Origin of the sequence: Streptococcus mitis (assembly GCF_000722755.1) — a bacterium.
Classification (GTDB): Bacteria; Bacillota; Bacilli; order Lactobacillales; family Streptococcaceae; genus Streptococcus; species Streptococcus mitis_CM.
On the sequence record NZ_JPFY01000015.1, the window covers coordinates 297620 to 324567 of the forward strand.

25 protein-coding genes and 3 pseudogenes are annotated in these 26948 nt (G+C 37.2%); 5 read left to right on the forward strand and 23 right to left on the reverse strand.

What is annotated here, in order from left to right; genetic code table 11:
- Window positions 1-58: 58 nt before the first annotated feature.
- The 8 genes and pseudogenes from SK578_RS09895 to SK578_RS09930 all read right to left on the reverse strand — a co-directional run bounded on the left by SK578_RS09895 (window position 59) and on the right by SK578_RS09930 (window position 8105).
- Window positions 59-1207, reverse strand: a complete 1149-nt coding sequence (locus SK578_RS09895) for an SH3 domain-containing protein (protein ID WP_042751826.1) — start codon at window positions 1205-1207, stop codon at window positions 59-61.
- An 88-nt stretch (window positions 1208-1295) separates the two neighbouring features.
- Window positions 1296-1562 carry a Veg family protein gene (locus tag SK578_RS09900; protein WP_042751828.1) on the reverse strand — a complete coding sequence of 89 codons (267 nt, stop codon included), beginning with the start codon at window positions 1560-1562 and terminating at the stop codon, window positions 1296-1298.
- 1 nt (window position 1563) lies between these two features.
- The gene (gene dnaB / locus SK578_RS09905; protein WP_042751830.1) at window positions 1564-2919 is read right to left on the reverse strand and encodes a replicative DNA helicase; all 1356 of its coding nucleotides are present in this window, start codon (window positions 2917-2919) and stop codon (window positions 1564-1566) included.
- Window positions 2920-2962: 43 nt separating this feature from the next.
- Window positions 2963-3414 (reverse strand): annotated as a pseudogene (rplI, locus tag SK578_RS09910) (50S ribosomal protein L9).
- A complete protein-coding gene (locus SK578_RS09915) occupies window positions 3411-5384 on the reverse strand; it encodes a DHH family phosphoesterase (protein ID WP_042751831.1) in 1974 nt (657 codons plus the stop codon). Before SK578_RS09915 ends, rplI begins: the two are co-directional and overlap by 4 nt.
- Before the next feature lie 135 nt (window positions 5385-5519).
- Window positions 5520-6068: a ribosome hibernation-promoting factor, HPF/YfiA family gene (hpf, locus tag SK578_RS09920; RefSeq protein WP_000599100.1), complete on the reverse strand. Its 549-nt coding sequence runs from the start codon at window positions 6066-6068 to the stop codon at window positions 5520-5522.
- A gap of 79 nt (window positions 6069-6147) precedes the next feature.
- Complete coding sequence (locus SK578_RS09925; RefSeq protein ID WP_042751833.1) at window positions 6148-6810, reverse strand: ComF family protein; 663 nt, start codon at window positions 6808-6810, stop codon at window positions 6148-6150.
- On the reverse strand, window positions 6807-8105 hold the full coding sequence (locus SK578_RS09930) for an ATP-dependent helicase ComFA (protein ID WP_042751834.1): 1299 nt from the start codon (window positions 8103-8105) through the stop codon (window positions 6807-6809). The genes SK578_RS09925 and SK578_RS09930 overlap by 4 nt, the downstream gene beginning before the upstream one ends.
- 56 nt (window positions 8106-8161) lie before the next feature.
- Here SK578_RS09930 and SK578_RS09935 point away from each other — a divergent pair, with 56 nt between their 5' ends.
- The 3 genes from SK578_RS09935 to cysK all read left to right on the forward strand — a co-directional run bounded on the left by SK578_RS09935 (window position 8162) and on the right by cysK (window position 10279).
- Window positions 8162-8797 (forward strand): YigZ family protein, encoded by a 636-nt coding sequence (locus SK578_RS09935; RefSeq protein WP_042751837.1) that lies wholly within the window; start codon window positions 8162-8164, stop codon window positions 8795-8797.
- Window positions 8798-8812: 15 nt separating this feature from the next.
- Entirely contained in the window at window positions 8813-9256 is a 444-nt protein-coding gene (locus SK578_RS09940; RefSeq protein ID WP_042751840.1) for a PH domain-containing protein, read from the forward strand.
- A 96-nt stretch (window positions 9257-9352) separates the two neighbouring features.
- Window positions 9353-10279, forward strand: coding sequence for a cysteine synthase A (cysK, locus tag SK578_RS09945; protein ID WP_042751842.1), 927 nt, complete (start codon window positions 9353-9355; stop codon window positions 10277-10279).
- A 121-nt stretch (window positions 10280-10400) separates the two neighbouring features.
- On the opposite strand, the gene tsf is transcribed toward cysK, so the two are convergent.
- From tsf to yfmF, 13 genes and pseudogenes are all read right to left on the reverse strand, one after another.
- Window positions 10401-11441 carry a translation elongation factor Ts gene (tsf, locus tag SK578_RS09950; RefSeq protein ID WP_033682512.1) on the reverse strand — a complete coding sequence of 347 codons (1041 nt, stop codon included), beginning with the start codon at window positions 11439-11441 and terminating at the stop codon, window positions 10401-10403.
- A 77-nt stretch (window positions 11442-11518) separates the two neighbouring features.
- Window positions 11519-12298, reverse strand: coding sequence for a 30S ribosomal protein S2 (rpsB, locus tag SK578_RS09955; protein ID WP_007556349.1), 780 nt, complete (start codon window positions 12296-12298; stop codon window positions 11519-11521).
- Between the two features lie 356 nt (window positions 12299-12654).
- Window positions 12655-13865: pseudogene (locus SK578_RS11315) on the reverse strand (aminoacyltransferase).
- Window positions 13866-14071: 206 nt separating this feature from the next.
- Window positions 14072-15310 carry a peptidoglycan hydrolase PcsB gene (pcsB, locus tag SK578_RS09965; protein WP_004269801.1) on the reverse strand — a complete coding sequence of 413 codons (1239 nt, stop codon included), beginning with the start codon at window positions 15308-15310 and terminating at the stop codon, window positions 14072-14074.
- Between the two features lie 93 nt (window positions 15311-15403).
- A complete protein-coding gene (gene mreD, locus SK578_RS09970; protein WP_042751844.1) occupies window positions 15404-15898 on the reverse strand; it encodes a rod shape-determining protein MreD in 495 nt (164 codons plus the stop codon).
- Window positions 15898-16716 carry a rod shape-determining protein MreC gene (gene mreC, locus SK578_RS09975; RefSeq protein ID WP_042751846.1) on the reverse strand — a complete coding sequence of 273 codons (819 nt, stop codon included), beginning with the start codon at window positions 16714-16716 and terminating at the stop codon, window positions 15898-15900. Before mreC ends, mreD begins: the two co-directional genes overlap by 1 nt.
- Before the next feature lie 58 nt (window positions 16717-16774).
- On the reverse strand, window positions 16775-17569 hold the full coding sequence (locus SK578_RS09980) for an energy-coupling factor transporter transmembrane component T family protein (protein ID WP_042751848.1): 795 nt from the start codon (window positions 17567-17569) through the stop codon (window positions 16775-16777).
- A complete protein-coding gene (locus tag SK578_RS09985; RefSeq protein WP_042751849.1) occupies window positions 17562-18401 on the reverse strand; it encodes an energy-coupling factor transporter ATPase in 840 nt (279 codons plus the stop codon). The genes SK578_RS09980 and SK578_RS09985 overlap by 8 nt, the downstream gene beginning before the upstream one ends.
- Window positions 18386-19213, reverse strand: a complete 828-nt coding sequence (locus tag SK578_RS09990) for an energy-coupling factor ABC transporter ATP-binding protein (RefSeq protein WP_042751851.1) — start codon at window positions 19211-19213, stop codon at window positions 18386-18388. Before SK578_RS09990 ends, SK578_RS09985 begins: the two co-directional genes overlap by 16 nt.
- Complete coding sequence (gene pgsA, locus SK578_RS09995; protein ID WP_042751853.1) at window positions 19210-19755, reverse strand: CDP-diacylglycerol--glycerol-3-phosphate 3-phosphatidyltransferase; 546 nt, start codon at window positions 19753-19755, stop codon at window positions 19210-19212. Before pgsA ends, SK578_RS09990 begins: the two co-directional genes overlap by 4 nt.
- 10 nt (window positions 19756-19765) lie before the next feature.
- A complete protein-coding gene (gene rodZ / locus SK578_RS10000) occupies window positions 19766-20596 on the reverse strand; it encodes a cytoskeleton protein RodZ (RefSeq protein WP_042751854.1) in 831 nt (276 codons plus the stop codon).
- A 41-nt stretch (window positions 20597-20637) separates the two neighbouring features.
- The gene (gene yfmH / locus SK578_RS10005; RefSeq protein ID WP_042751855.1) at window positions 20638-21921 is read right to left on the reverse strand and encodes an EF-P 5-aminopentanol modification-associated protein YfmH; all 1284 of its coding nucleotides are present in this window, start codon (window positions 21919-21921) and stop codon (window positions 20638-20640) included.
- On the reverse strand, window positions 21918-23168 hold the full coding sequence (gene yfmF / locus SK578_RS10010) for an EF-P 5-aminopentanol modification-associated protein YfmF (protein ID WP_042751856.1): 1251 nt from the start codon (window positions 23166-23168) through the stop codon (window positions 21918-21920). Before yfmF ends, yfmH begins: the two co-directional genes overlap by 4 nt.
- Before the next feature lie 158 nt (window positions 23169-23326).
- On the opposite strand from yfmF, the gene yaaA reads away from it, so the two are divergent.
- Both yaaA and recF read left to right on the forward strand, forming a co-directional pair.
- Entirely contained in the window at window positions 23327-23695 is a 369-nt protein-coding gene (gene yaaA, locus SK578_RS10015; RefSeq protein ID WP_042751857.1) for a S4 domain-containing protein YaaA, read from the forward strand.
- 2 nt (window positions 23696-23697) lie between these two features.
- A complete protein-coding gene (recF, locus tag SK578_RS10020; protein WP_042751858.1) occupies window positions 23698-24795 on the forward strand; it encodes a DNA replication/repair protein RecF in 1098 nt (365 codons plus the stop codon).
- Window positions 24796-24845: 50 nt separating this feature from the next.
- On the opposite strand, the gene guaB is transcribed toward recF, so the two are convergent.
- Window positions 24846-26324: an IMP dehydrogenase gene (guaB, locus tag SK578_RS10025; protein ID WP_033682529.1), complete on the reverse strand. Its 1479-nt coding sequence runs from the start codon at window positions 26322-26324 to the stop codon at window positions 24846-24848.
- Window positions 26325-26475: 151 nt separating this feature from the next.
- Window positions 26476-26948, reverse strand: a pseudogene (locus tag SK578_RS10030) (tryptophan--tRNA ligase); the annotation flags it as partial.

The following is a 26948-nucleotide window of genomic DNA, read 5'->3' on the forward strand; positions in this document are numbered from 1 at the left end:
AATAGTGCTAATTACTTTTGAATATAGTTAAAAATGATAATGAATCAAGTTTTTTAGTTTATTTTTCTTTAATCCACTCACCATTATGATTTACAGTATAACCGTCTACTATTGTATTAACAGCTAGCTCACCTGAAGAGTAAGAATAATACCACTTACCAGAGACTTGATACCAGCCCGTTTTCATTGCCCCTGAGTCATCTAGATAATACCAAAATCCTTTCTCCTGTAACCAGCCTGTCTGCATTTCACCAGATGATTTCAAATAATACCAGGTAGAACCATCTTTCAGCCATCCCGTCGCCTTAGAACCATCTGATTTGAAATAATACCAACTACCATTTATTTTCTTCCAACCCACAGTCAATCCATTATTTGAACCATGATTAGATTTATTTACTGATTGATTTTGTGACGAAGTCACTCCCTCCAACTGAATATAACGTCGACTCCCGCTATAAGAAATATAACTCAACCACTTGTAACCATCCTTTTCTATCACCTGATCATAATGAACACTCTCACCTGGAGAATAATATGCAAGTGGAGTTGCATTCAATAATGGTTGATCTTTAATAGGAGTCTCCACCTTAAAATAATGAGTTCCTCTCATCAAAGATGACGATTGACTGGTCACAACATGATTGCTTGTCGAATCTTTTGAACTGCTTGGGACTTCTTTAGAATTGCTTGATAAATCTTTAAAATGAATAAAACCGGTCATCTTGTTTGCTTTTACAATTCGTTTATTATAATTACCTTTATAATCATAGTTATATTCCTCAATTTCTATATTATCTCCCATCACATTTGAAACCCAAGCAACATGGCCATAACCTCCTGCAGTAGACCAAGCAATAGATCCGATAGCTGGTGTATTATCGACACGATAACCTTCACGACGAGCACGATAACCCCATTCACCAGCATTACCATAAGCTCCTGGAAGCTCAAAACCATTTACTCCACTCAAGCGAAAAGCAGCAAATGAAGTACACTGACGAGAATACATCCTCCACTTATCAATACTCTGACTCCCATTTTTATAATAAGCAGGATAATCATCTCCACGAGCATAAGAACTGTTAGCATGAACACTTTCTCCAGCTGACAACATCAATCCTACTACTAAAAAAGGAACAACCTTTTTAACTGACTTTCTAATAGAAAATCCTGACTCTGTTACTTTAAATGGTGAACTTTTCATTCTTCCTCCTTGAAAAATAATATAAATCGAAGATTACCTTCACTTAAACTATTCGGAGAAAAAATAAAAAGTGAGAAAATTTCTCACTTTAATCAAAATAATGAATCAAATTCTTTTCTGTAAGGATATCTGAGTAAGTAAAGGATTCAACGTAAACATTAGCTTGTTTATCTCCTTCAACGTTCCCAAATTCAACGATAAATAGGGATGGATAAACCTCAATTAACTTACCCAATCTATTTTTTTGGCGCTTACGACCATTCTCCAAAGTCATTTCTACGACTTGTCCCTCATGTGCCTTGATTTCTTCTTTGATTTTTTTCATCTTGGCTACATCTGTAAATGCATCTGACATCTTATGCCTCCCTCTTTGAGATACTTGAAAATTTATTGTATTCTTTTTGGAAAATTAATTCCACCGTTCCACGAGCTCCACTACGGTTTTTCTCGATAATAACTTCTACCTTATTATTTGGGATACCTTCCTCTTCTTCACCACCACCACGCTCATAATAATCATCGCGATAAAGAAAAGCTACGATATCAGCGTCCTGCTCAATAGACCCAGATTCACGAATATCAGACAAGACTGGTCTCTTGTCCTGACGTTGTTCTACACTACGAGAAAGCTGACTTAGTGCAATTACGGGAACTTTCAGTTCCTTGGCTAGGATTTTCAACTGACGTGAAATTTCTGAAACTTCTTGTTGACGATTTTCTCGACCTGTTCCCGTTATAAGCTGCAAATAGTCTATCAAAATCAAACCTAGATTACCCGTTTCTTGAGCAAGTTTACGTGAACGTGATCGAATCTCTGTAATCCGAATCCCTGGCGTATCATCGATATAGATACTTGCATTCGCTAGATTCCCTTGAGCAATGGTATATTTTTGCCATTCCTCATCGGTCAATTGACCCGTACGGATAGAATGCGATTCTACCAAACCTTCTGCCGCAAGCATACGGTCTACTAGACTCTCTGCACCCATTTCGAGTGAAAAAATAGCAACTGTTTTGTCCAACTTAGTCCCAATATTCTGAGCAATATTCAAGGCAAAGGCTGTCTTACCAACCGCTGGACGGGCTGCTAGGATAATCAACTCCTCCTCATGAAGTCCAGTCGTCATATGATCCAAGTCACGATAGCCTGTCGCAATACCTGTAATATCGGTCGTTTGTTGCGAGCGAGCTTCCAGATTTCCAAAGTTGATATTCAACACATCTCGAATGTTCTTAAATCCACTTCGATTTGCATTTTCACTAACATCAATCAGACCTTTTTCTGCCTGAGCAATGATTTCATCAGCTGGTTGTGAAGCCTCGTAAGCTTGATTGACAGACTCTGTCAACTTGGAGATTAATCGACGTAGCATGGCCTTCTCTGCAACAATCTTAGCATAATACTCCGCATTAGCAGAAGTTGGCACAGAATTGACAATCTCAACCAAGTAAGACAAGCCACCAATATTCTGTAAATCACCTTGATTATCAAGAATGGTACGAACCGTTGTTGCATCTATAGCATCGCCACGATCGGATAAATCGACCATAGCTTGGAAAATCAAACGATGGGCATACTTAAAAAAGTCTCGAGACTCAATATATTCTCGCACAAAAACAAGCTTACTCTCGTCAATAAAGATAGCCCCTAAAACGGATTGCTCAGCTAAGATATCTTGAGGTTGTACTCGTAACTCTTCTACTTCTGCCATCAGACTTCCCTTCCTTTTACAATCTTGTCAAGAAAGTGTAAATTTACCCTTCTTTCACACGAAGATTGATCACACTTGTGATATCTTGATAGATTTTCACTGGCACATCAATCAAACCAACCGCCCGAATCGGAGCTTGCACTTGGATATGACGTTTATCAATCTTAATTCCAAATTGCTTTTGCAATTCTTCTGCAATCTTCTTATTCGTAATTGAACCAAAAGTACGGCCATCTGGACCAACTTTTTCAACAAATTCTACAACAGTTTCTTCTGCTTCAAGTTGGGCTTTAATTGCTTTTGCTTCTGCAATCATCTCAGCGTGAGCTTTCTCTTCAGATTTTTGTTTACCACGAAGTTCACCTACAGCTTGAGCAGTCGCTTCTTTGGCTAGATTCTTTTTGATAAGAAAGTTTTGCGCATACCCTGTTGGTACTTCCTTAATTTCGCCTTTTTTCCTTTTCCTTTAACATCTGCTAAAAAGATTACTTTCATTCTTCTTTCTCCTTTTCCTTTATTTCATTTAATACAATTTCTGTCAGTTTTTCACCTGCTTCTGACAAGGTTACATCTTTAATTTGAGCTGCTGCCAAATTAAAGTGGCCTCCACCTCCCAGCTCTTCCATAATCCGTTGTACATTCAGCTTACTGCGACTGCGAGCTGAGATAGAGATAAATCCTTGTGTATTCTTCGCAAGAACAAAACTCGCTTCAATACCTGACATAGCTAACATGGCATCTGCTGCCTTACTAATAACAACTGTATCATAACATTTCGAGTCCTTAGCCTCTGCTATTAGTACATCTGAACCTAATTTACGCCCTTGTAAAATCAGTTCATTGACCTCACGATATTCTTCAAAATCTGTCGCAGCAATTTCTTGGATAGCAATACTATCACTTCCTCTCGTTCTGAGATAGCTAGCAACATCAAATGTCCGACTAGTCACTCGTGAGGTGAAATTTTTAGTATCCAACATCATACCAGCCATTAAAACACTTGCTTGCATACGACTCAAACGATTTTTCTTAGAATTCTGGAACTGAATCAATTCCGTTACCAACTCACTGGCACTACTTGCACCACTTTCGATATAAGTAATAACTGCATTATCTGGAAAATCCTGATCCCGTCTGTGGTGGTCGATAACGATGGTTTGGGTAAATAAATCATAAAAATCTTTTGATAAAGTTAAGGCTGTCTTTGAATGGTCTACAAGAATCAACAAAGAACGATTGGTCACCATGCCCATTGCATCCTTAACAGACAACAACTTCGTAACTCCTTCTTTTTCTAAAAATGAAACAGCTCGTTCAATATCCGGCGACATTTGTTCTTCGTCATAAATAGCATAGCTATTTTCAGTCACATTGCTGGCAAACAACTGCATACCTACAGCAGAGCCAAGAGCATCCATATCTAGATTTTTGTGACCAACTACATAAACCTGATCCACACTACGAATTTTATCTGAAATAGCTGTCATCATAGCGCGCGTACGGGTCCGTGTACGTTTGATTGAGGCAGCAGACCCACCACCAAAATAAACTGGATTTTTCGTTTCGTCGTTTTCCTTAACAACCACTTGGTCGCCACCACGCACTTCAGCCAAGTTCAAGTTGAGCAATGCAACTTTCCCTATCTCATCATGATTTCCATCACCATAAGAAAATCCCATACTTAAAGTCAAGGGCAACTGTCTCTGTTTCGACTCTTCTCTGAATGCATCAATAACAGAAAATTTATCATTCATCAAGCCCTCAAGCACCGTGTAGTCCGTAAACAGATAAAAACGATCCATACTTACTCGACGGGAGAACATGGCATGCTTCCCAGCAAATTCTGAAACAAAATTGGCTACAAAACTGTTAATATGACTAATGTCAGACTCCGATGTCGCATCTTCTAAATCGTCATAGTTATCAACGGAAACAATTCCAATAACCGGACGACTCGTCACTAACTCAACAGTCGCTTCGTATTCTCCAGACACATCAAAGAAGTAAAGAACACCAGATACCTTGTCCATATGAACCGAATAGCGAGTCTCACCCAAGGTGGCATAAGAACCTGGATTTCCCACAGACGCCTTTATAATTGTTTGAATTAATGCAACATCAATGTCCCCCACTTCATTAGTCAAAATCAATTCAGCGTAAGGATTGAACCATTCAACTTCACCTGACGATAAGTCTAGTTTAATAACTCCGACAGGCATCTGTTCTAACAAGGTTGTCAAACTATCTTCAGCTTGGTGGTTTACATACTGGATTTGTTCTACTTCACTCTTTGAGTAGTAGTCTCTCTGATGGATGAATAGTAAAATATATGAACCCAAAATAAGTAGCAAAAGAAATAGCGTTACCAGTGTATTCGTTACAAAAACAAGTTGCACAGATAGCACTCCGAACGCCACTATTCCTAATATTAAGGGGAAAATAGGACTTACATAAAATTTTTTCATTCCAAACCTCTTGGCACCCATTATACCATAATAACCACCAAAAAGCGACTTTTTAAAAGTGTAATCAGTAATTCTATCAATTATAAGAAAAAGGAGGTTTACAATTTAGTAAACCTTCCTTTACACATATTGAAATTAAGATTCTTTAACTTCTAACAAGCCAATCTCGCCATCTTCACGACGATAAATCACATTGGTTGTCTGATCTTCAACATCCACATAGATAAAGAAATCATGTCCCAACAAATCCATCTGTAAAATAGCTTCTTCCAAATCCATTGGTTTTAAATCAATTTGTTTTGAACGAACAACTCTAGACTGGACAACATTTGGATCTTCCACCAAAGCATCTGTAAATAATTGACTAGTTGCTACCTTGTTTTTATTTTTACGCTCGATTTTTGTTTTATTTTTCCGAATCTGACGTTCAATTTTATCGGTTACAAGGTCAATTGAACCATACATATCTTGAGACACATCTTCTGCACGAAGAGTAATTGAACCAAGTGGAATCGTCACCTCCACTTTAGCAGTTTTTTCACGATACACCTTCAAGTTAACTCGAGCATCCAACTCTTGTTCAGCTTGAAAATACTTTTCGATCTTTTCGAGTTTAGAAACTACATAATCACGAATTGCTTCTGTTACTTCTAGGTTTTCACCACGGATACTATACTTAATCATATGAGTACCTTCTTTCTAAACATTTTTGTTTTTCTGATTTCATTATAACGCTTTCATTTTATTTTTGCAAATTTTTTCCTCATCTTACAAGGGAAAATGTTTTTACATCCTCAGCACCAGCTTCTTCCAACAGTTTCTTCATACGATTTATAGTTGTTCCAGTAGTATAGATATCATCTATAAGTAGGATTTTTTTAGGAATAGTGACTCCACTTTTGACAAAGAAGGGAAGTTCTGTTGCCAAGCGTTCTGAACGATTTTTGGAAGAACTAGCTCGCTCTTCTCTCTTCTCTAGTAAGTCTTGAAAAGAGAACCCTGCTGCTTCAACTAAACCTTCAACCTGGTTAAATCCCCTCTCGAGCAATCTTTCAGGACTTAGGGGAATTACAACCAATTGATACTCTTTGTACTTTTTTAACTCCTCACTTAAAACTGAAGCAAAGACTTTTCTTAAAAGGAAGTCTCCATCAAACTTATACCGACTGAAAAAATCCTTCATAGCTTGATTGTAAATAAAAATCGCTCTATGACTGACTTCAACTCCTTCTTTACACCAAAATTGACAATCTTGACACTTTGTTGACAATTCTGTTTTCATACAGTTTGGACAGTTCTCTTCTCCAATCCTATCAAAAGTAGAATCACAATCTAAACAAAGACAGGAGGCATCATTCTTCAGAAGTAAAAGACTACTGAAAGTTAAAACAGCCTTCATAGTCTGCCCACATAATAAACACTTCATAGACCCGCCTCCTTATTCATCTGTTGAATTTCCTTAATTGCCTTTTTGATTGAAGCATTTAACCCGTCATGGAAGAAAAGCAAATCTCCTGTCGGTCTATCCATGCTTCGTCCAACTCGTCCACCAATCTGAATCAAACTAGATTTGGTAAACAGACGATGGTTGGCTTCTACTACAAAAACATCCACACAAGGGAAGGTAACTCCACGCTCCAAGATTGTCGTACTGATAAGTATTGTCAGTTCTCCATCTCGAAAAGCTTGCACCTGCTCTAATCGATCTTCCGTAACTGAAGACACAAAACCAATTTTTTCATGCGAAAATTCCTTCTGTAAGACTTCTTTTAATTGCTCCCCTTTCTTAATTTCTGAAGCAAAAATGAGTAACGGATAAGCTGTCTTTCTCTGTTTCTCAATATAAGACTTTAACTTTGGTGACAAACGATTCTTATCCAAATAGCGATTAAAATCCGATAACCAAACTGGCTTAGGAATAATCAATGGATTTCCATGAAATCGTCTAGGCAAACTCAATCGTTTTAATTCTCCGATGCGAACCTTCCTATCTAACTCATCGGTAGAAGTTGCTGTTAAAAAGATTCTCAAGCCATTCTCCTTTACACTATTCTTGACAGCGTGGTAAAGCGTGGGATTGTCAACATAAGGAAAAGCATCTACTTCATCCACTATCAGCAAATCAAAAGCTTGATAAAACTTCAATAACTGATGGGTCGTCGCAACAACTAATGGTGTTCGAAAATACGGCTCTGATTCTCCATGTAGGAGGGCTATCTCGCAAGAAAAATCCTTTTGCAGGCGCTTGTACAGCTCCAAACAAACATCTATGCGAGGACTAGCCAAGCATACTGCACCACCCGCATTGATCACTTTAGCTACTACTTGATAAATCATTTCTGTCTTTCCAGCTCCTGTTACCGCATGTACCAAGGTTGGTTCTTGCTTATCTACTGCTTGAATCAATCCCTCTGACACCTTCTCTTGAAAAGGAGTTAATTGGCCACGCCATTTAAGAACATCTTGCTTCGGAAAATCCTCCTGTGGGAAATAGTATAAAGCTTGATCACTCCTAACTCGCTTCATAATTAAGCACTCCCGACAATAATAAGCACCGATAGGTAAATACCATTCTTCTAGAATAGTACTATTACAACGTTGACAGAAAAATTTCCCCTTCTCCTTTCTCATTGCTGGAATGTTCTCTGCCAACTTACGTTCCTCTTCTGTTAATTCATTCTCAGTAAACAACCGACCGAGATAATTTGGATTTACTTTCATACTTCTTTATTCGTAAAAACCTAGCGCTTTAGATAATTTTTTAGTACAATTAAATCATGGAATTTAGAACAATTAAAGAGGACGGTCAAGTCCAAGAAGAAATTAAAAAATCGCGCTTTATCTGTCATGCAAAGCGTGTTTATAGCGAAGAAGAAGCTCGGGACTTTATTACTGCCATCAAAAAAGAACACTACAAAGCTACGCATAACTGCTCAGCCTTTATTATTGGGGAACGTAGTGAAATTAAACGGACAAGTGATGATGGTGAACCCAGTGGTACTGCTGGCGTTCCCATGCTTGGAGTACTAGAAAATCACAATCTTACTAATGTCTGTGTAGTAGTGACACGCTACTTTGGAGGCATTAAGCTAGGCGCTGGAGGATTGATTCGTGCTTACGCCGGCAGTGTTGCCTTAGCTGTCAAGGAAATTGGTATCATTGAAATAAAGGAACAAGCTGGCATTGCTATTCAAATGTCTTACGCTCAGTACCAAGAGTACAGTAACTTCCTTAAGGAACATGATCTCATGGAACTTGATACAAACTTTACAGATCAAGTGGATACGATGATTTATGTTAATAAAGAAGAAAAAGAAAATATTAAAGCTGCACTGGTAGAGTTTTTTCATGGAAAAGTTATCTTAACTGATCAAGGTTTACGAGAAGTTGAAGTTCCTGTAAACTTAGTGTAAACAAAGGAGAAAAATATGGCATTTGGTAAATTCATTCAAGGACTCGCTGGTAACTTTAGCGAGCAAAACAAAGAAACTCTTATCAAAGAATATGGACAATATCTACTAGAAAATGAAGAAATTCAAAGTGGATATAAACTGATTCGTGACTCAATTATATTTACAAATATACGTATTATCTTTACAGATAAAAAAGGTGCTACTGGTCGTAAGATGTCCATTAAATCAATCTTTTTAATGAACATTATTAACGTTGAAATGGAAACTGCAGGAGCAGGTATAGATGATAGTGAAATTACTATTACTTATTTAGAAAATGTTTTTCTAAAAGCACATAATGAGCATTTTAGTGCTCATAAATTTGAATTCCCTAAGAAAACGGATATCGTTCCACTTTACACCTATTTATTAGAATTAGCTTATCACAATCGCTTGAAAATTAATGGCTTAGACCTGTGATATAAAAAAATCCTATCACTTCGATAGGATTTCTATATTTTACAAATGGTATAGATAGCGTTATACTAGAAATATCTTATACAAAGAGGTATTCATATGTCTATTTATAACAACATTACTGAATTAATCGGTCAAACTCCGATTGTTAAACTCCACAACATCGTGCCAGAAGGGGCTGCGGACGTCTATGTAAAGCTTGAAGCATTCAACCCTGGTTCTTCTGTAAAAGATCGTATTGCTCTTAGCATGATTGAAAAAGCTGAACAAGACGGTATTCTGAAACCTGGTTCTACTATTGTTGAAGCAACAAGTGGAAACACTGGTATTGGACTTTCATGGGTAGGTGCTGCTAAAGGGTATAAAGTCGTCATCGTTATGCCTGAAACTATGAGTGTAGAACGACGTAAGATTATCCAAGCTTATGGCGCTGAACTCGTCCTAACTCCTGGCAGCGAGGGAATGAAAGGTGCTATTGCTAAGGCTCAAGAAATCGCTGCTGAACGTGGTGGTTTCCTTCCTCTTCAATTTGACAATCCAGCTAATCCAGAAGTACACGAAAGAACAACAGGAGCTGAAATACTAGCTGCTTTCGGTAAAGATGGACTAGATGCCTTTGTTGCTGGAGTGGGTACCGGTGGAACGATTTCTGGTGTTTCTCATGCACTCAAATCAGCAAATTCTAACATTCAAGTTTTTGCAGTAGAGGCAGACGAATCTGCTATTCTATCTGGTGAAAAACCTGGACCACACAAAATTCAAGGTATCTCAGCTGGATTTATTCCTGATACACTGGATACAAAGGCTTATGATGGTATCGTTCGTGTAACATCAGACGATGCACTAACACTCGGCCGTGAAATTGGTGGAAAAGAAGGATTCCTTGTAGGGATTTCTTCAGCTGCAGCTATCTACGGAGCCATTGAGGTTGCCAAGAAATTAGGTACAGGTAAAAAAGTTCTTGCTCTAGCACCAGATAACGGTGAACGTTATCTCTCTACAGCACTCTATGAATTTGAAGTGTAGTCTCCTAAATACACTTAGCCCTTATTATAGGGCTTTTTATTTATACCCTAAAAATAGGAACATCTCCCTATAAAGATCGACTGCATAGAAAAAAGGAAGCAATTTAGCTTCCTTTTTATTATTAGTTATTCAAGGCTGCTGCCATTGTAGCTGCAACTTCAGCTTCGAAGTCGTTTGCAGCTTTCTCGATACCTTCACCAACTTCAAAGCGAGCGAACTCAACTACTGAAGCGTTAACTGATTCAAGATATGCTTCAACTGTCTTGCTGTCATCCATGATGTATACTTGTGCAAGAAGTGTGTAAGCTTGGTCAACTTTAGTGTTGTCAAGCATGAAGCGGTCCATTTTACCTGGGATGATTTTGTCCCAGATTTTTTCTGGTTTGCCTTCTGCAGCCAATTCAGCTTTGATGTCAGCTTCAGCTTGGGCAATCACTTCATCAGTCAATTGAGCTTTTGATCCATACTTCAAGTGTGGAAGAGCTGGTTTGTTAACCATTGCACGACTTTCGTTGTCTTGGTCGATAACGTGGTTCAATTGTGCCAATTCATCTTTAACGAATTGCTCATCCAATTCTTTGTAAGAAAGAACTGTTGGTTTCATCGCTGCGATGTGCATTGACAATTGTTTAGCAAGTGCTTCGTCTCCACCTTCAACAACTGAAATAACACCGATACGTCCACCATTATGTTGGTAAGCACCAAAGTGTTGTGCATCTGTTTTTTCAATCAATGCAAAGCGACGGAATGAGATTTTTTCTCCGATAGTTGCTGTTGCAGATACGTATGCAGCTTCAAGAGTTTCACCTGAAGGCATTGTCAAAGCAAGTGCTTCTTCATTATTAGCAGGCTTTCCTTCAGCAATAACTTTAGCTGTAGTATTTACCAATTCAACGAATTGAGCGTTTTTCGCAACGAAGTCAGTTTCAGCGTTTACTTCAATAACTGCTGCAACATTACCGTTAACATAAACACCAGTCAAACCTTCTGCAGCAACACGGTCAGCTTTCTTAGCTGCCTTAGCCATACCTTTTTCACGAAGCAATTCAATCGCTTTTTCGATGTCACCGTCTGTTTCTACAAGCGCTTTTTTAGCGTCCATAACACCGGCACCAGATTTTTCACGCAACTCTTTTACAAGTTTAGCTGTAATTTCTGCCATTTTGATTCTCCTATATTTTTTAAAAATAGGAGAGCCGGGCTAAGCCCCGCCCTCCTAGGTAATACTATTTATATAAATTAAGCGTTGTCGCCTTCTACAACTTCAACGATTTCTTCGATTGAATCTGCTTGAGCTTCTGAAGCTGCAAACTCTGCTTCAACTGCTACTGCATCTTCACCTTGACGTCCTTCGATGATAGCGTCAGCCAATTTAGCTGTAATCAATTTAACAGCGCGGATAGCGTCATCGTTAGCTGGGATGATTACATCGATATCATCTGGATCAGTATTTGTGTCAACCATCGCTACAACTGGGATTCCCAATTTTTTAGCTTCTTTAACAGCGATTTGCTCTTTATGTGGGTCAACTACGTACATCACATCTGGGATACGAGGCATATCTTCGATACCACCCAAGAATTTTTCAAGACGTGCACGTTGTTTGTTAAGAAGTGCAACTTCTTTCTTAGGAAGAACTTCAAAAGTTCCATCTTCTTCCATACGTTTGATTTCTTTCAAACGAGCGATACGTTTTTGGATTGTTCCCCAGTTTGTAAGAGTTCCACCCAACCAACGGTGGTTGATGAAGTATTGACCTGAACGTACTGCTTCTTCAGCAACTGCATCAGCTGCTTGTTTCTTAGTACCAACGAACAATACAACTGCATCGTTAGCTGCTGCATCACGCATGAAATCGTATGCTTGGTCTGCATATTTTACAGTTTGTTGCAAGTCAATAACGTGGATTCCGTTACGCTCAGTGAAGATGTACTTAGCCATCTTAGGGTTCCAGCGACGAGTTTGGTGACCAAAGTGTACACCAGCCTCAAGAAGTTGTTTCATTGAAATTACTGCCATGAGTATTTCTCCTTTTTGTTTTTTTCCTCTTCTTGACTTCAACTCGCAAAACGACCCAAGGGCAACTGTTTCACAATTCATCAAGAATGAGTATTATCGTTCACACGACAAGTTTCATTTTACCATACTTTTCCAATATTTTCAAGTGATTTTAGTAGATTTTTAAAGTAGATAGTTTCTGCTAACTTCTCAAAGTAACTTCCACTTGGATGGCCAAAGTGGAAATTAGTTTGGGAATTTAGCATTAAATTTCTAATAAAAACTCTAAATTTAAAACATCCCAACATATACTGCTGAGATGCTCTAATAGCTAAATTTTTTTAAATTTAATATAGTGGCAAAATAATTAGTTTGTCTTATCTACTTCTAAGTTTCTTACGAATTTTATAAGCTAGATTAAACAAAAAATATAATGAACTAGTTGGATAATTAAACTCACCAGCAAATTCCTCGATAGTAGGATTAAACTTGGATTTAAAGCTAATTAACCCACCCTCTAAATTGTTTTCAATTCCACCCATATTATGAGTCTCAGCCCCTCGTTCAAAAGAATGTTGAGCTGTCTCAAACCATGTAGGAATAGCAGGTTGATAGTGTTTAAATTCTTCATTCATTCCAGCATATAAGTTCTCAGAAGTTTCCCCAAATTCGATAGTTAAAGTACCAGACAATGGGACAACACTGTCCCCTCTTTCAATATGACTCTTAAGAAAAGAAATTTCTTCCTCTAATCGTTTTCTCTCTTGCTGATTCTCTTTTATTTTACCTTCTTTCGTTTTATCTGTAAACTTCTGCGCTGTTTTTAGATTCTTTTCGAATTGTTGCTCAACTTCTTTCAGTCTATTAGGTAGATCTAAATAGCTCAGTGTGATAAAGGAGTGATCAGGATAAGTATCCAGTAACTTCTGATAGTAATCTTTGCCTCGTAAACTGATATTCTTGCGAGACTCTGTTTTCTTCATTAAAAATGAAAATTCATCTAATAAATCAAGTCCACCAAATTTTACTTCTAATCCTTTATTTCTTGCAGTTCGGATGGCCTGTCTAGTAGACTTAGAAAGTTGATCCAGTGAGAAATTTTCTTTATGAATATTAGCTTGAAAACGTGGTTGTATATTTTCTGCCATATCCTTTGTTAAGCCTGTCCAAGAAACTTTATTTTTTTCAGTTCTTCGACAATTGCTAAAGTCATAAAATTTTGGACAGTTTCTTGGTCAATAAGACCTCTACTGATAAATAAACTTGGGTCAAATTTAACCATTATTGCATGGCTTTTTTTAGCAAGTTTTTTCAACGTTAAAAGAACAAATTTCAGAAGTTCTTTATCTTCATAGTCAATTACTGGACCTCGTGGAATATAAAACATAGAAAGTCCTAATGGTAGCGGCTGAATTAAGATATTTGCTACTCCAACTAATTGATTATCTTTATAAAAGCCAACTCTCTCGTTCCCCCAAGTATCCTTTATCTTGGACCAATCACTACTCTGCAATAAATTTCCTTGAGGATGATTTTCTAAAAATAAATCCCACTCTTTAGCATCAACATTTATTTTATACCTAAACATAACTTCAACACCGACTCCCTTAGAAACCATTTTTTATTAACATGCTACACTCGTACTAAATTTCTACGTTTCATTTTACTTTAATTAAATAATTATAAAAATAGAAAATAAGTTCAAGTAATTATATAATGAAATTAATTTTTCCAGCACTATACAAAGGGTGAGATTAATAAGATCTCACCCTTTGTATAGTAATAATCAGTATATTAGTTTGGATAAATGTATCTTACAGTGCCTCTTGATGCTGTCGGATTAAACCATCCACGATAATTTCCGATTGGTTGAGTTCCACTTCCATCATAGTTACACTCAGAAACTTGAATACGAGTTGATGATTCAACTGCTGTAACAACTGCTACGTGACCGTATCCTCCATCATCCCAACATGCAATCGCGCCAACTTGTGGTGTAGAACCTGTACGGAAACCTGCAGCTGCTGCACTTGCAGCCCATTGACCGCCATTACCCCAGTAATCACCAGCCCATGGTGCTAAAGTTTTTACTCCCCATGTACATTGACCTACAGGATAGCTTGATGCATTTGTACTGTATGTCGGATGTTGTTTCACTGGTGCAGGAGTATAGCTTGTTGATTCCGCTGAAGCACTACTTGAAGATGATTCAGACGAACTAGATGACGAAGAAGTAGTTGATACTGCTTGAACTTCTGCTGTAAAAGTTGTATTTCCAGAAGCAACGACTTTTTGTTGTTGACTTGCTTGTTTAGCTTTATAAGCTGCTTCTGCTTCTGCAGCTGCTTTAGCTTCTGCTTCTGCTGCAGCTTTTTTCTCAAGTAAACTTGCTTTTTCATCCTCTGCAGTAGCCTTTTCAGCAGCAAGATTCAATTCTGCAGCTTTCAACTCAGCTTGTTTTGTAGTTAATGATTGAGCATCATCAGCTAGTTTTTGCTGATTTGCAATAACTGTATTAATTGCATCATTGTTTGCTACTTGTTTTTCAGAAATAGCTTTTTTATCTGCTTTTTGTTGTTCCAACATTTTGTTGTTTGCAGATACGATTTCACTCATTGCAGCAACACGTGAAATAGCTTCTGTAATTGATTTTGAGTTTACAATTGTATTAATGTAATTTGTTGCAGCTCCATTTGTTTGAGCACTACGAGCTTGTTTTTGTAATGAATCATTGCGAGATACAATATTCTTAGAAAGTTCTGTAATTTCACCCTCAAGCTTTTTAGATTCTTCTTGTAGTCTATCATTTTCAGATTGCAAGTTTGATTGCTCTGTTTGAATAGCAGATACTTGCTCCTGAACTTGATCAACTTGTTTTTGGGCTTCTTGTTGTTGTGCTGTTAAGTTGCTAATTTTATTATCTTGAGCAGCAATTTTGTCATCAGTAGTTTCTGCATGCGCAGTTGTTAAAACAGCTGCTTGAGAAACCATTACTGTACTTAGTAAAAGTGACGCTAAGATTTTTTTCTTCATATTTCGTAGATACTCCTTCTTTTAAAGACATTACTAGTATACCAAAAAAAGGCCTAATGAATATTACGCCTTTGTTACATTTTTATTTCTTTCTTATAGGTAAAATTTTTCAAAAATAAACTGAAAAGTAATCATCCATATAAGGTTCAAAATCATTGATGGTACTAAACTATAGACTATAAACAAAGACATACTATCCACAGTTAAACCTACCACTATTGCAAGTATATAAGCTCCCATCTCAAATAGAAAAGTCATGACAATAATTGCCAGCATTCTCGTCCAACGATTCAATAAAATAACACTATTAAATTTATGGAGAAATGCCCCCAACAGGACAAATAACAGAGTCGCAATCCCTATCAAGTGGAAAAAGTAAATGTCATAAACCAAACCCACTACAAAACAATAGGCTAAATAGAGATACTCTGATACTTCAATCGTCTCAAATAAGAGAAACAAAAATAGAAAATGACTAGCTAACTGCACGTGGGGAAATAATGAGCCCAAAAGCTGGCTAATATGGGCATCAATTAGAACAAAGAAAGGAAGCAATAAAAACACTCCAACCCGCTTCAGCTGTCTCATTATGAATTCCCCACTAATTCTATCACACTCACATTATGAGTATCTGCACTCAATTTAACAGTTACTTCTCGTGTCAAATAGTCCGTACTATGCGTTGTAGCAACCACTTCACCAACAGGAATATCAGCAACATTAAAGTTTCCTAATCCACCAGTGGTCACCTTATCTCCTGCACTAATATCGCCACTACTATTTAATTGACTAATTTTGAGAACTTCATTTTCCTTGTCATAGCCAACAATAATCCCATAAATTGTAGTAGAACCATGTTGAATTTTAACAGAAATCTTATCAGCATTTTCCGTATTTGTCAGAAGGTTGACCATAGTAGAGTTGTCCTCCACTTTTGAAACACTCCCAATCAAACCACCATTTGCAATGGCTAACATATTCTCAGAAGCCCCTTTTGATTTGCCTGCATCCAGGGTCAATTCCTGCTTCCAAGATACCGGAGAACGCATAATAACATCTGCTGCCAAAGTCTTTGTGGCTTGCAACTTGGACTTCATATCAAGCAATTGGCGCAGTTGTTCATTTTCGGTCTTTAAACTTTCCGCCTCATTTGATTTAACTTCTAATTGATAAATCTGTTTCTTCAAACTTTCATTTTCATTATATGTTCGTGTCAAATGAGCCAAATCTGATTTGGCAGAATCAAACCACTGAAAAGGTTTTTGTACAACTCTATCAACCAATGAGATTCCATCTCCTAATTTTGTCACAATTATACTTGAATAAGTCGTCGCTAAGAGAGCTGACACAAGCAGAACAGTAACAAAAACAATAATGACATATTTTGATTTTTTAAAACGGTTCATATCCCTACCTTTATATCAAAAACTGTTACAGTAACTTTTTATCAATTCCTGAAAGCTACTAAGATTTTAAGAAAAATAAGCAACAACCAAGTACGATAATAACAAGAATAGTCAGCGTATCCTTTCGAGTCCATTCCAATTGTCGGTATTGACTTCTGCCTTTCCCCCCCTGATACCCACGCGCTTCCATAGCGATAGCCAAGGAATCTGCACGTTTTAAACTTGTCGCAAAAAGAGGAATCAAAATGGGAATCATAGCCTTCACCTTTTGAACAATGCTTCCTTCACCAAAATCCACTCCACGCGCTTTCTGTGCATTCATAATCCGCGTCGTATCATCCATTAAGGTCGGAACAAAACGCAAACTCATAGATAGCATTAAGCCAATTTCATGAACTGGAACTTTCACACGCTTTAAAGGTGCTAATAAAGCTTCAACAGCTGATGCCAAACTTAAAGGCATGGTAGTTAAAGTTAACAAAGTTGAAAAGAAAATAATCAATACAAAGCGACAAAAAATAATTCCAGCTTGTTGCAAAGCATAATCTGTGATTCTCACAAATGAAAACTCAAATAAAACATTCCCATTAGAAATGAAAAACAGTTGAAAAATAGTTGTGAAGGCAATCAAGAAAAACATAGACTTCAAGCCCTGAATAAAAAATGAAAGAGATACTCCTGACAAGGCAATAAATATCCCTGTCGCTATAAAAAGAATTAGATTCGTCAAGGGGTTATTAGCCCAAAACACAATCAAAATCAGTAGCATCATGGCAAGCAATTTGCTACGTGGATCCAATCGGTGAACAATCGAATCCCCTGGGATATAACGCCCCAAAATCATACTATCCATTTAGCGACTCCTTGAACTCCTCTATCTTAATCGGTAATCGTTTAAATGACACGCCTCTATCAGCCAATCGTTTACAAAAAGCTGTAATTTTAGGTACTCCCAACTGAACTTCTTCCATAAAAACAACATCTTGAAAGACATCACTAGGTTTACCAAACTTAACTAAACGTCCCTTTTCCATCACATATACCTGGTTCGCATATTCAGCAACATCATCCATCAAATGTGTTACTAAGACAATGGTCATCCCTGACTGGTGGAGTTTTTTGAACAAATTCATCAGCTCTTTTCTTCCCAGGGGATCTAGGCCTGCTGTGGGCTCATCTAAGACTAATATAGCTGGTTCCATGGCAAGTATGCCTGCAATGGCGACACGCCTCATTTGGCCACCTGACAGCTCAAACGGACTACGATTATAAAGTGATTCATCAATTCCAACCAGAGCCAGTTTCTCACGCGCAATCTGCTCCGCATCTTCTTCAGAAACTCCAAAATTTTGCGGTCCAAAAGCAACATCCTTTAAAACCGTTTCTTCAAAGATCTGATTTTCAGCAAACTGAAATACCAAGCCAACCTGTTTTCTAATTTGACGAATGTCTTTATTTTTAGAAGTCGATGTGATTAAGGTATCAAAAACCCGCACACTCCCTTGACTTGGAACCAATAAACCATTTAAAAGTTGTAAAATAGTTGATTTGCCACTACCTGTGTGGCCAATTAAAGCCGTATAAGAACCATCTTCAATCGTCAAAGAAACATCTGACAAAGCTGTTGAAGCTAAGGGAGTCCCTTCTTGATACGTAAAACTCACATTTTCTAGAGCAATTCCCATAGCTTATCCTCTAGCTCACTTTCTGTCAAATAATTTTCAGGTAAATCATAGCCATTCTGGCTCAAAGAATGTTTTAATTGATTGGCAAAAGGATCATCTAATCCAATTTGATCTAAATCATTTCGAGAAAAAAGTTCCCTTGGACTACTAGTTGATTCAATTTCCCCTTTTTTCATGACCAATACACGATCACTCATGGCAACTTCTTCCAAATCATGTGTAATGGAAATGACCGTCATATCATAGTCTTTTCGAATTTCTTTTACTGTCTCAATCAGTTCTCTACGCCCCTCAGGATCCAACATACTCGTTGCCTCATCTAGGATTAAAATAGCTGGTCTTAGGGCTACAACACCTGCAATAGCCACACGTTGCTTTTGGCCACCTGATAGACGCGCTGGCTCTCTCTTTTTAAAGTCCAACATGCCAACCAAATCCAGAGCTTCTTCCACTCTCTTTTTCATTTCTTGACGAGAAAGTCCCTGATTTTCCAAACCAAAGGCAACATCATCCTCAACAGTCGCTCCAACAAATTGATTATCTGGATTTTGAAAAACCATACCGATTTGACGACGTATATTCCAAACATTTTCCTCAGTCAGCCGTTGGCCATCAATTACAATCTCTCCGGATTCTGCTTCCAGTAAGCCATCAATTAATCGAATCGTCGTTGATTTACCACTACCATTATGCCCTACAATCGAAAGCCATTCTCCACGTTTCACGTGAAACGTAATATCCTTCACATCATAGTATTCCTGACTTTCCTTATAACGAAAAGAAAGATTTTTTACATCAATTATTGATTTCATTTCGAACCAAATGTCCCTTTAAATACATAGGCACTACCCTTGAAATAATCATAGCCAGAGTAGATAGTGAAAAACAAGGCTACATAAAGTAGAACTTGACCAAGCAAAGTCCAATGTAATAGCAAGAAAATAATCGCAAACATCTGGCTGAAAGTTTTAATTTTTCCAGGCATTGCTGCTGCTAAAACTGTCCCACCAGTTTCAACCAATAAAAGCCTTAAACCTGTTACAGCCAACTCACGACAGATGATCACTGCAACAATCCAAGCTGGAGCCATACCTAACTCAATCAGCATAATAAAAGCAGACATAACTAGTAACTTATCCGCCATAGGATCTGCAAATTTGCCAAAATTACTGATCACACTCCATTTACGAGCTAAATATCCATCTAAATAGTCGGTAATACTGGCAATAGCAAATATAATAGCTGCTACTATATGACTTTCTAGCGAATTTCCTATCGTTAAAATAAAGATAAAAATAGGTATAAAGAGAATTCGACCTATTGTTAAGAGATTGGGAATTTGTTCTTTTTTCATTCGTTTTTCCTTAATTTCTAGTAAAGGTTACAGTGATTTGTCCAGTTTGTGCTGTTAAGTTCGATAAATCAACAGTCTGATTATCTACTGTTAAAGCAACACCTTTGACAACACCTAAAGTAATGGTCACAGGATTTTTTGTTGAAACTGTTGTTTCTGCACTTTTATTATCCGGTGATAAGGTCACACCACCCTCAAGCTCACTTTCTGAAACACTAACCCAACTTCTAGCATCTGAAACCGATAATTGCAATTTTGCAGTTTCCTTACTTGTTTTATAAGCGATTTCTACATAATTTCCTTCACCTGATACACTTATAACTGGTTCAATATTCGAAGAGCTACTTGATGAATCACTACTAGTTGAAGATGGAGTTGCAGAACTAGTCGAGCTTGTTGCTTGGACTACACTATAACTAGACGCAGATGAACGCTCCGGTTGAGTCTGAATATAATTCCAAACATAATAAGTCACAAAAATGACAATCGATAGTGCAAAGAATATAAAATAAAATAAAGGTAAAAATGATGTCTTATTTTTCTTACTTGAACGTCTCCTACCTGTCAACTCCTCTTCATCAACATCTACTTCCTCATAAGTAATCATGCTCCCAGAATCATAAGCATCCAAAACAATTCTCTCATCTAGCTCAACTGCCCACGCATACTTTCTCAAAAAAGAACGAGTATAAAATGGACTAGGAAGTTGATCAAAATCATCAGCTTCCATTGCCTCCAACATATCCAACTGAATTTCTGTTTTTTTATGTAATTCTTCTAAAGTTAACCCTTGGTTGGTTCTAGCTAAACGTAAAACCTCACCAATTGTTTTTTTCCTCATACTTGTCATTCCTTCTTTCTAGTGTCGATTATGATAGGTTGCTATGATTTAAATATTGTAAAATCAACTATGTCACCATCATCTATTAAATGATGTCCAGCATCAAGGACATCCTCTAAAGTAATTTCCTGTAAAATTTTCGGCAAATCAAAGATTGTCTCACCTTGTCCAAAAGCATCATATTGCGTTGCAATAAATTCAAGAGAGTTCATGCTACTGAAAAATTCTCCAAACATCTCTCTTTTTATAATATCTAAATGTTCCTCTGTAATATCTAAATCCTTTGTGAAATTACGAATAGCCTTCCTAAACTGATGAGATAAAGCAACTGGCTCTTTTGTATCCATTGTCAACATAACAAAATGAAAGCGACTTGTTACTTCAACTTCAAGAGATAAGGACGCATCAATTTTACCTGATTCATATAATTTTTGAAAACGATCCGAAGTCCAACCAAACATCATTGCAAACAATAATTTTAATAAAATATGATGTCGATAGCAATCCGCCTCATCAACTTCTCGATTACCTCTAATCCCAATCGCTAGTTTAGGAGAAGACACTTCCATTCTCATACTGTCTGTTTGCTTTACAGCTTGTAAAACAAACTTTTCTCTTGCTACTTCCTGAACATCTAAATCTTCCAGTTCTTTTCTTTCAAAATAGTCCTGTACTTGATCCACATCAAAATTGCCAACTAAAAACAGAGACATATTTACAGGTTTGTAAAACCTTGTGAAGTTTTCTTGCAAATTAGTTAGATTGATTTGGGAAATGGACTCCTCACTGCCAACTATATCAGTTGCTAAAGGTGTGCCTGGATACAAATTCGCTAAAGTTGAAAAGAATAAACACGAATCTGGATCATCTTGATACATTTCTCGTTCTTGCTGGATAATATCCTGCTCTCTTAAAACGGAACCTTCAGTAAAGTGTGCTGATGTTACCAATTCATCAAGTAAGTCTAAATTGTCTAAAAAATGATCCGTTGCTGAAAAAAGATAACTTGTCTTTGTAAAGCTTGTAAAGGCATTACTATCTGCACCTAGACTCGTAAAAGCCGACATCAAATCGCTAGCATCTTCTCTTTCAAATAATTTATGTTCAATAAAATGAGCAATTCCTTCAGGATATTGTTTTACATCTCCGTCAACTTCTGTGACAAGCGTATCTACCGAACCAAACTGTACAGTTACACTCCCGTAAACCTCTTTAAATTCCTTTTTAGGCAAAAGAGCAACTGTCAATCCATTTGACAAACGAGTTCGATAAACCATTTCTTTTACAGCTGGATAGTATTTTTCTTCAAAAACAACCTTTGTCATTCTATTCCTTCCATAAAGTAAATCGCCTGTAGTTTCACATTATTAGCTGCTCTACAAATAGCCTCTTTGTCAACTTGCTCGAGTTTTGCAATCCAACTTTTAAAGTCTGCTGAAGATTTTCCAAGCAAGGCATTTTGATAAGCACGTTCAATCAATGAACTTTGATTATCTTGAGAAAGCAACAGAGACCGACGAATCATTTCCTTTGTTTGCTCTAACTCAAGCTCTGTAAAATAACCTTTTTTTAAATCAAGCAGTTGATTATTCATCATTTTACGAGCCTGGTTCCGATTTTCTTGATCGATACCAGCATACATCCTCAAGAATCCACTAAATAAATCAAGCTGACTTGAAATAGTATAAGCCAATCCAGCATTTTCACGGACGTTTGTAAAGAGCTTAGAATGAGCAAATCCACCAAGTAAACCATTCATTACAATCATGGGTAAATGTTTCTCATCACCATATTCAGAAGGGCAATGATAACCCAATTCCAAAATGGATTGTCCCACATTTTTCCGAACCATACCTTCCTGAAGGATATTAGAATATGGTTGACAATACTGAACTTTTACATCTCCTTCTCGACCTTTGAAGCCAAATGATTCTAATACATTTTGAATTTCAACCTCATTAAAATCACCTAGGAAAAAGAAATCTATTCGATCATTAGCCAAAAATTCTTGGAAACAAGAATAAGAACTTTGTGGAGTTTCAACTAAAATACGATTTCGTAAATCACTATATTCCAATTGAAGACGTTCATCACAAAAAAATAATTTATCTAATTCTTTATGTGCGAAATAAAAAGAATCATCCATATCAGATGCTAAACTTGCTAGCAATTGTTTTTTCTCAATTTCAAATAAGGCCGGATCAAACCCATTATCAACTACTACGGGTGAAAAAAGAGTTTCTTTTAAAAATTCCAAAACCTGAGAAGTTAGCACATTTTTCCTACTTAAAAACTCATCACGAACATAGGTAAATGTAAATTCTACAATATGACTTTGCCCTCTTCTGAAACAATTGGTTGACATATCTGTACCGTATAGACTGGCCAAATGTCTCCTCAAATCTTGAGAAGTGGGGTACATCTGATTAGCAGTCTCTAGCATACTCGCACTCAACATGCGACCTGCAATCGTATCAAGAGATAATGGAGCGGTAAAACGCACGGTGATTTTGTTCGTTTTAAACTTTTTTGATTGGATAAAATGTGTTGAAATTCCATGCACTAACTCCATGATTGACCTCCTTATATACAGACTTCTATTATATCACGAAAACCTGGAATTTTCTTGTTCTCTGTAACACTTTTGAAATAAAAATCGCTTACATTTCTCCCTGTTTCTCTCACTATTTTTAGGAAAATATGGTATAATACCAAAGATTGAGGTGAATTATGGAATACAAATTATTTGAAGAATTTATTACCCTCCAAGCACTACTCAAAGAACTTGGAATTACACATAGCGGAGGAGCTATCAAATCATTTCTCTCTGAACATTCTGTTTACTTTAATGGAGAATTAGAGAGTCGTCGTGGTAAAAAACTTCGTATTGGCGATAAAGTTGACATCCCTGACATAAATATTGACATCTTGTTGACACAACCTACTTCTGAGGAGCAAGAGGAATATCAAGCTGATAAAGTTGAAAAAGAACGAATCGCTAAACTTGTCAAGGAGATGAATAAAGGAGTAAAAAAAGACAACTCTAAACCTACTTCATCAACCAAAAGCAAACAAGCTCCACGATTCCCTGGTAGATAATCATGTGGCTACAACACCTATCTCTCAAGACTTTTCGTAACTATAAAGAGACGAAAATAGACTTTAACCCTAAATTGAATGTCTTTTTAGGACGCAATGCGCAAGGTAAAACAAATATGTTAGAGGCTATCTATTTTTTAGCCTTAACACGTAGTCATCGGACTCGAACAGATAAAAATCTCATTCATTTTGACGAGGAACAACTTCATCTTTCAGGTCTTGTTCAAAAACAAACGGGATCCATTCCTCTCGAAATCGAACTAACACAAAAAGGGCGTGTGACAAAAGTTAATCACTTAAAACAGGCACGACTTTCAGATTATGTCGGACACATGAATGTTGTCTTATTTGCTCCGGAAGATTTACAACTAATTAAAGGAGCACCTTCAGTTCGACGAAAATTCATTGATATGGAGCTTGGACAAATTAAGCCCATCTATCTATCAGATTTAACCAATTATAACCATATCCTTAAGCAAAGAAATACCTATCTAAAATCAGCTCAAAAAATAGATGAAACCTTCCTTTCAGTACTAGATGATCAGCTAGTCGATTATGGATGTCGTGTGATGAATCACCGCTTAGATTTCATAAAAAAACTAGAATCATTTGGGCGTAAGAAACATTTTGAACTCTCTAATCAGATTGAAGAGTTGTCAATAGCCTATCAATCTTCTGTCAAGATAGCTGACAAAGAAAACTTATCAGAATCTTTCAAAATTGCTTTAGAAAAAAGTAGGTCCAGAGATTTATTTAAAAAGAATACTGGTGTTGGTCCTCATAGAGATGACATTTCTTTTTATATAAATGGGATGGATGCTAGTTTCGGAAGTCAAGGTCAACATCGTAGTCTCGTCCTTTCTATAAAATTAGCAGAAATCGAGTTGATGGAAAGTATTACTACAGAATCTCCAATATTACTGCTTGACGATGTTATGAGTGAACTTGACAACACTAGACAGTTAAAATTATTAGAAACGATTTCTCAGTCAATCCAAACCTTTATCACAACAACAAGCTTAGATCATCTTCAAAATCTGCCAGAAGATCTAAGTATCTTTACTATTCAGGATGGTAAAGTTGCTGTAAATCAAAATTGACAACATCGTAAAAGAACTCCTGTTTTCACAGGAGTTCTTTTCATTGTTTTTCACATAGAATAATTTGGTGCCTCATTCGTAATTTGTACATCATGAGGATGGCTCTCTTTCAAACCAGCACCAGACATTTCAATAAATTGAGCGTTATCGTGTAGTTCCTTAAGGTTAGCTGCACCACAGTAACCCATACCAGAGCGAATACCACCAATCATTTGGAAGACAATATCAGCTGCCGCTCCTTTATAAGCAACACGACCTTCAATTCCTTCGGGAACGAGTTTGTTTGCTTCGTTGACAGAGCCTTGGAAGTAACGATCGCTTGAACCTTTCTTCATGGCAGCGATTGATCCCATACCACGGTAAGTTTTGAATTTACGTCCTTGGAAGATTTCAGTTTCGCCTGGAGCTTCATCAGTTCCAGCAAACATAGATCCAAGCATAACAGCATTTCCACCAGCCGCAAGTGCTTTTACAATATCTCCAGAATACTTGATTCCACCGTCAGCAATGATCGTTTTACCATATTCACGCGCAACAGCTGCAGCATCGTAGATAGCCGTTACTTGCGGAACACCAACACCAGCAATAACACGAGTAGTACAGATAGAACCTGGTCCAATACCAACCTTGACAACGTCTACACCTGCTTCATAAAGAGCACGTGCACCTTCAGCAGTAGCAATATTTCCAGCAATCAAAGTACGGTCTGGGAAATGAGCACGAATCTCAGCAATTTTACGCAAGACACCTGCAGAATGACCATGCGCAGTATCAATAACAATCGCATCCGCTCCTGCCTCAAAAAGAGCCTCTGCACGTTCAAATGTATCTGAAGTAACACCTACTGCACCTGCAACTAGAAGACGACCAAACTCATCTTTAGCCGCATTTGGAAACTCAATAACTTTTTCAATATCTTTGATGGTAATCAAACCAGAAAGACGGCCTTCTTCATCTACCAACGGAAGTTTTTCAATACGGTGTTCTTGAAGAATGCTTTCAGCCGTTACAAGATCTGTACCCACAGGAGCAGTCACAAGATTTTCACTGGTCATATGGTTTGAAATTGGTTGATTATAATCTGAAATAAAACGAAGATCTCGGTTTGTCAAAATACCAACTAATTTACGATTTTCAAGTGTTTCAACAACTGGAACACCACTGATACGGTAACGTCCCATAAGCTCATCAGCTTCAGCAATTGTATGTTCAGGAGTCAAGAAGAACGGATCAATAATAACTCCATTTTCAGAACGTTTTACCTTGCGAACCTCGTCTGCTTGCTGAGCAATTGACATGTTTTTATGTATAACTCCGAGACCACCTGCACGAGCAATAGCAATGGCCATTTGACTCTCTGTTACTGTGTCCATGGCAGCGGTAATAATTGGGATATTTAAAGTCAAATTATCTGCCAATTTAGTTGTTAAATCTGCATCATTAGGCAATACATGACTTTCAGCTGGAATAAGCAATACATCATCGAAGGTAAAACCTTTTTTCAAAAATTTAGTGTCCCAATTAGACATTCGAAGTTTCCTCTTTTCTTTCTTTTTGAGCTTGACTCTTTTTATATTGTATCTATCATACCATTCTATAAAAATTTGTCAAATGTTACAGGGGTAAATAAAAAACTATCTTTTCTTCCTGATAGAAATGATAGTTTCTTGTAAAATAAACTTAGTTAAAGTAATGAAGTCCCATTGCTCCTTTAACCTCAGATAGGGTTTGACCCGCAACTTCACGCGCTCTTTCACTACCTTTTTGAAGCATGTTATAAACTTCTCCCATATCCTTAGCAAATTCGATACGGCGCTCACGAATAGGACCAAGTTCACGCTCTAATATTTCAAGTAGATAACGCTTAGTCTTAACATCACCAAGACCACCTCGTTGATAATGTTCTTTCATATCAGCAATTTCTTTAGCATCTTCTGGACGACCAAAAACATCTAGATAATGGAAGACCATATTTCCCTCAATTTTACCTGGATCTTCCACTCGAATATGATCTGGATCTGTATACATACTCATTACTTTTTTACGCAAAGTATCCGCATCATCAGCTAAATAAATACCATTATTGAGTGATTTAGACATTTTAGCATTTCCATCTAAACCAGGCAAACGCCCTGCTCTCTCATTATCTGGAT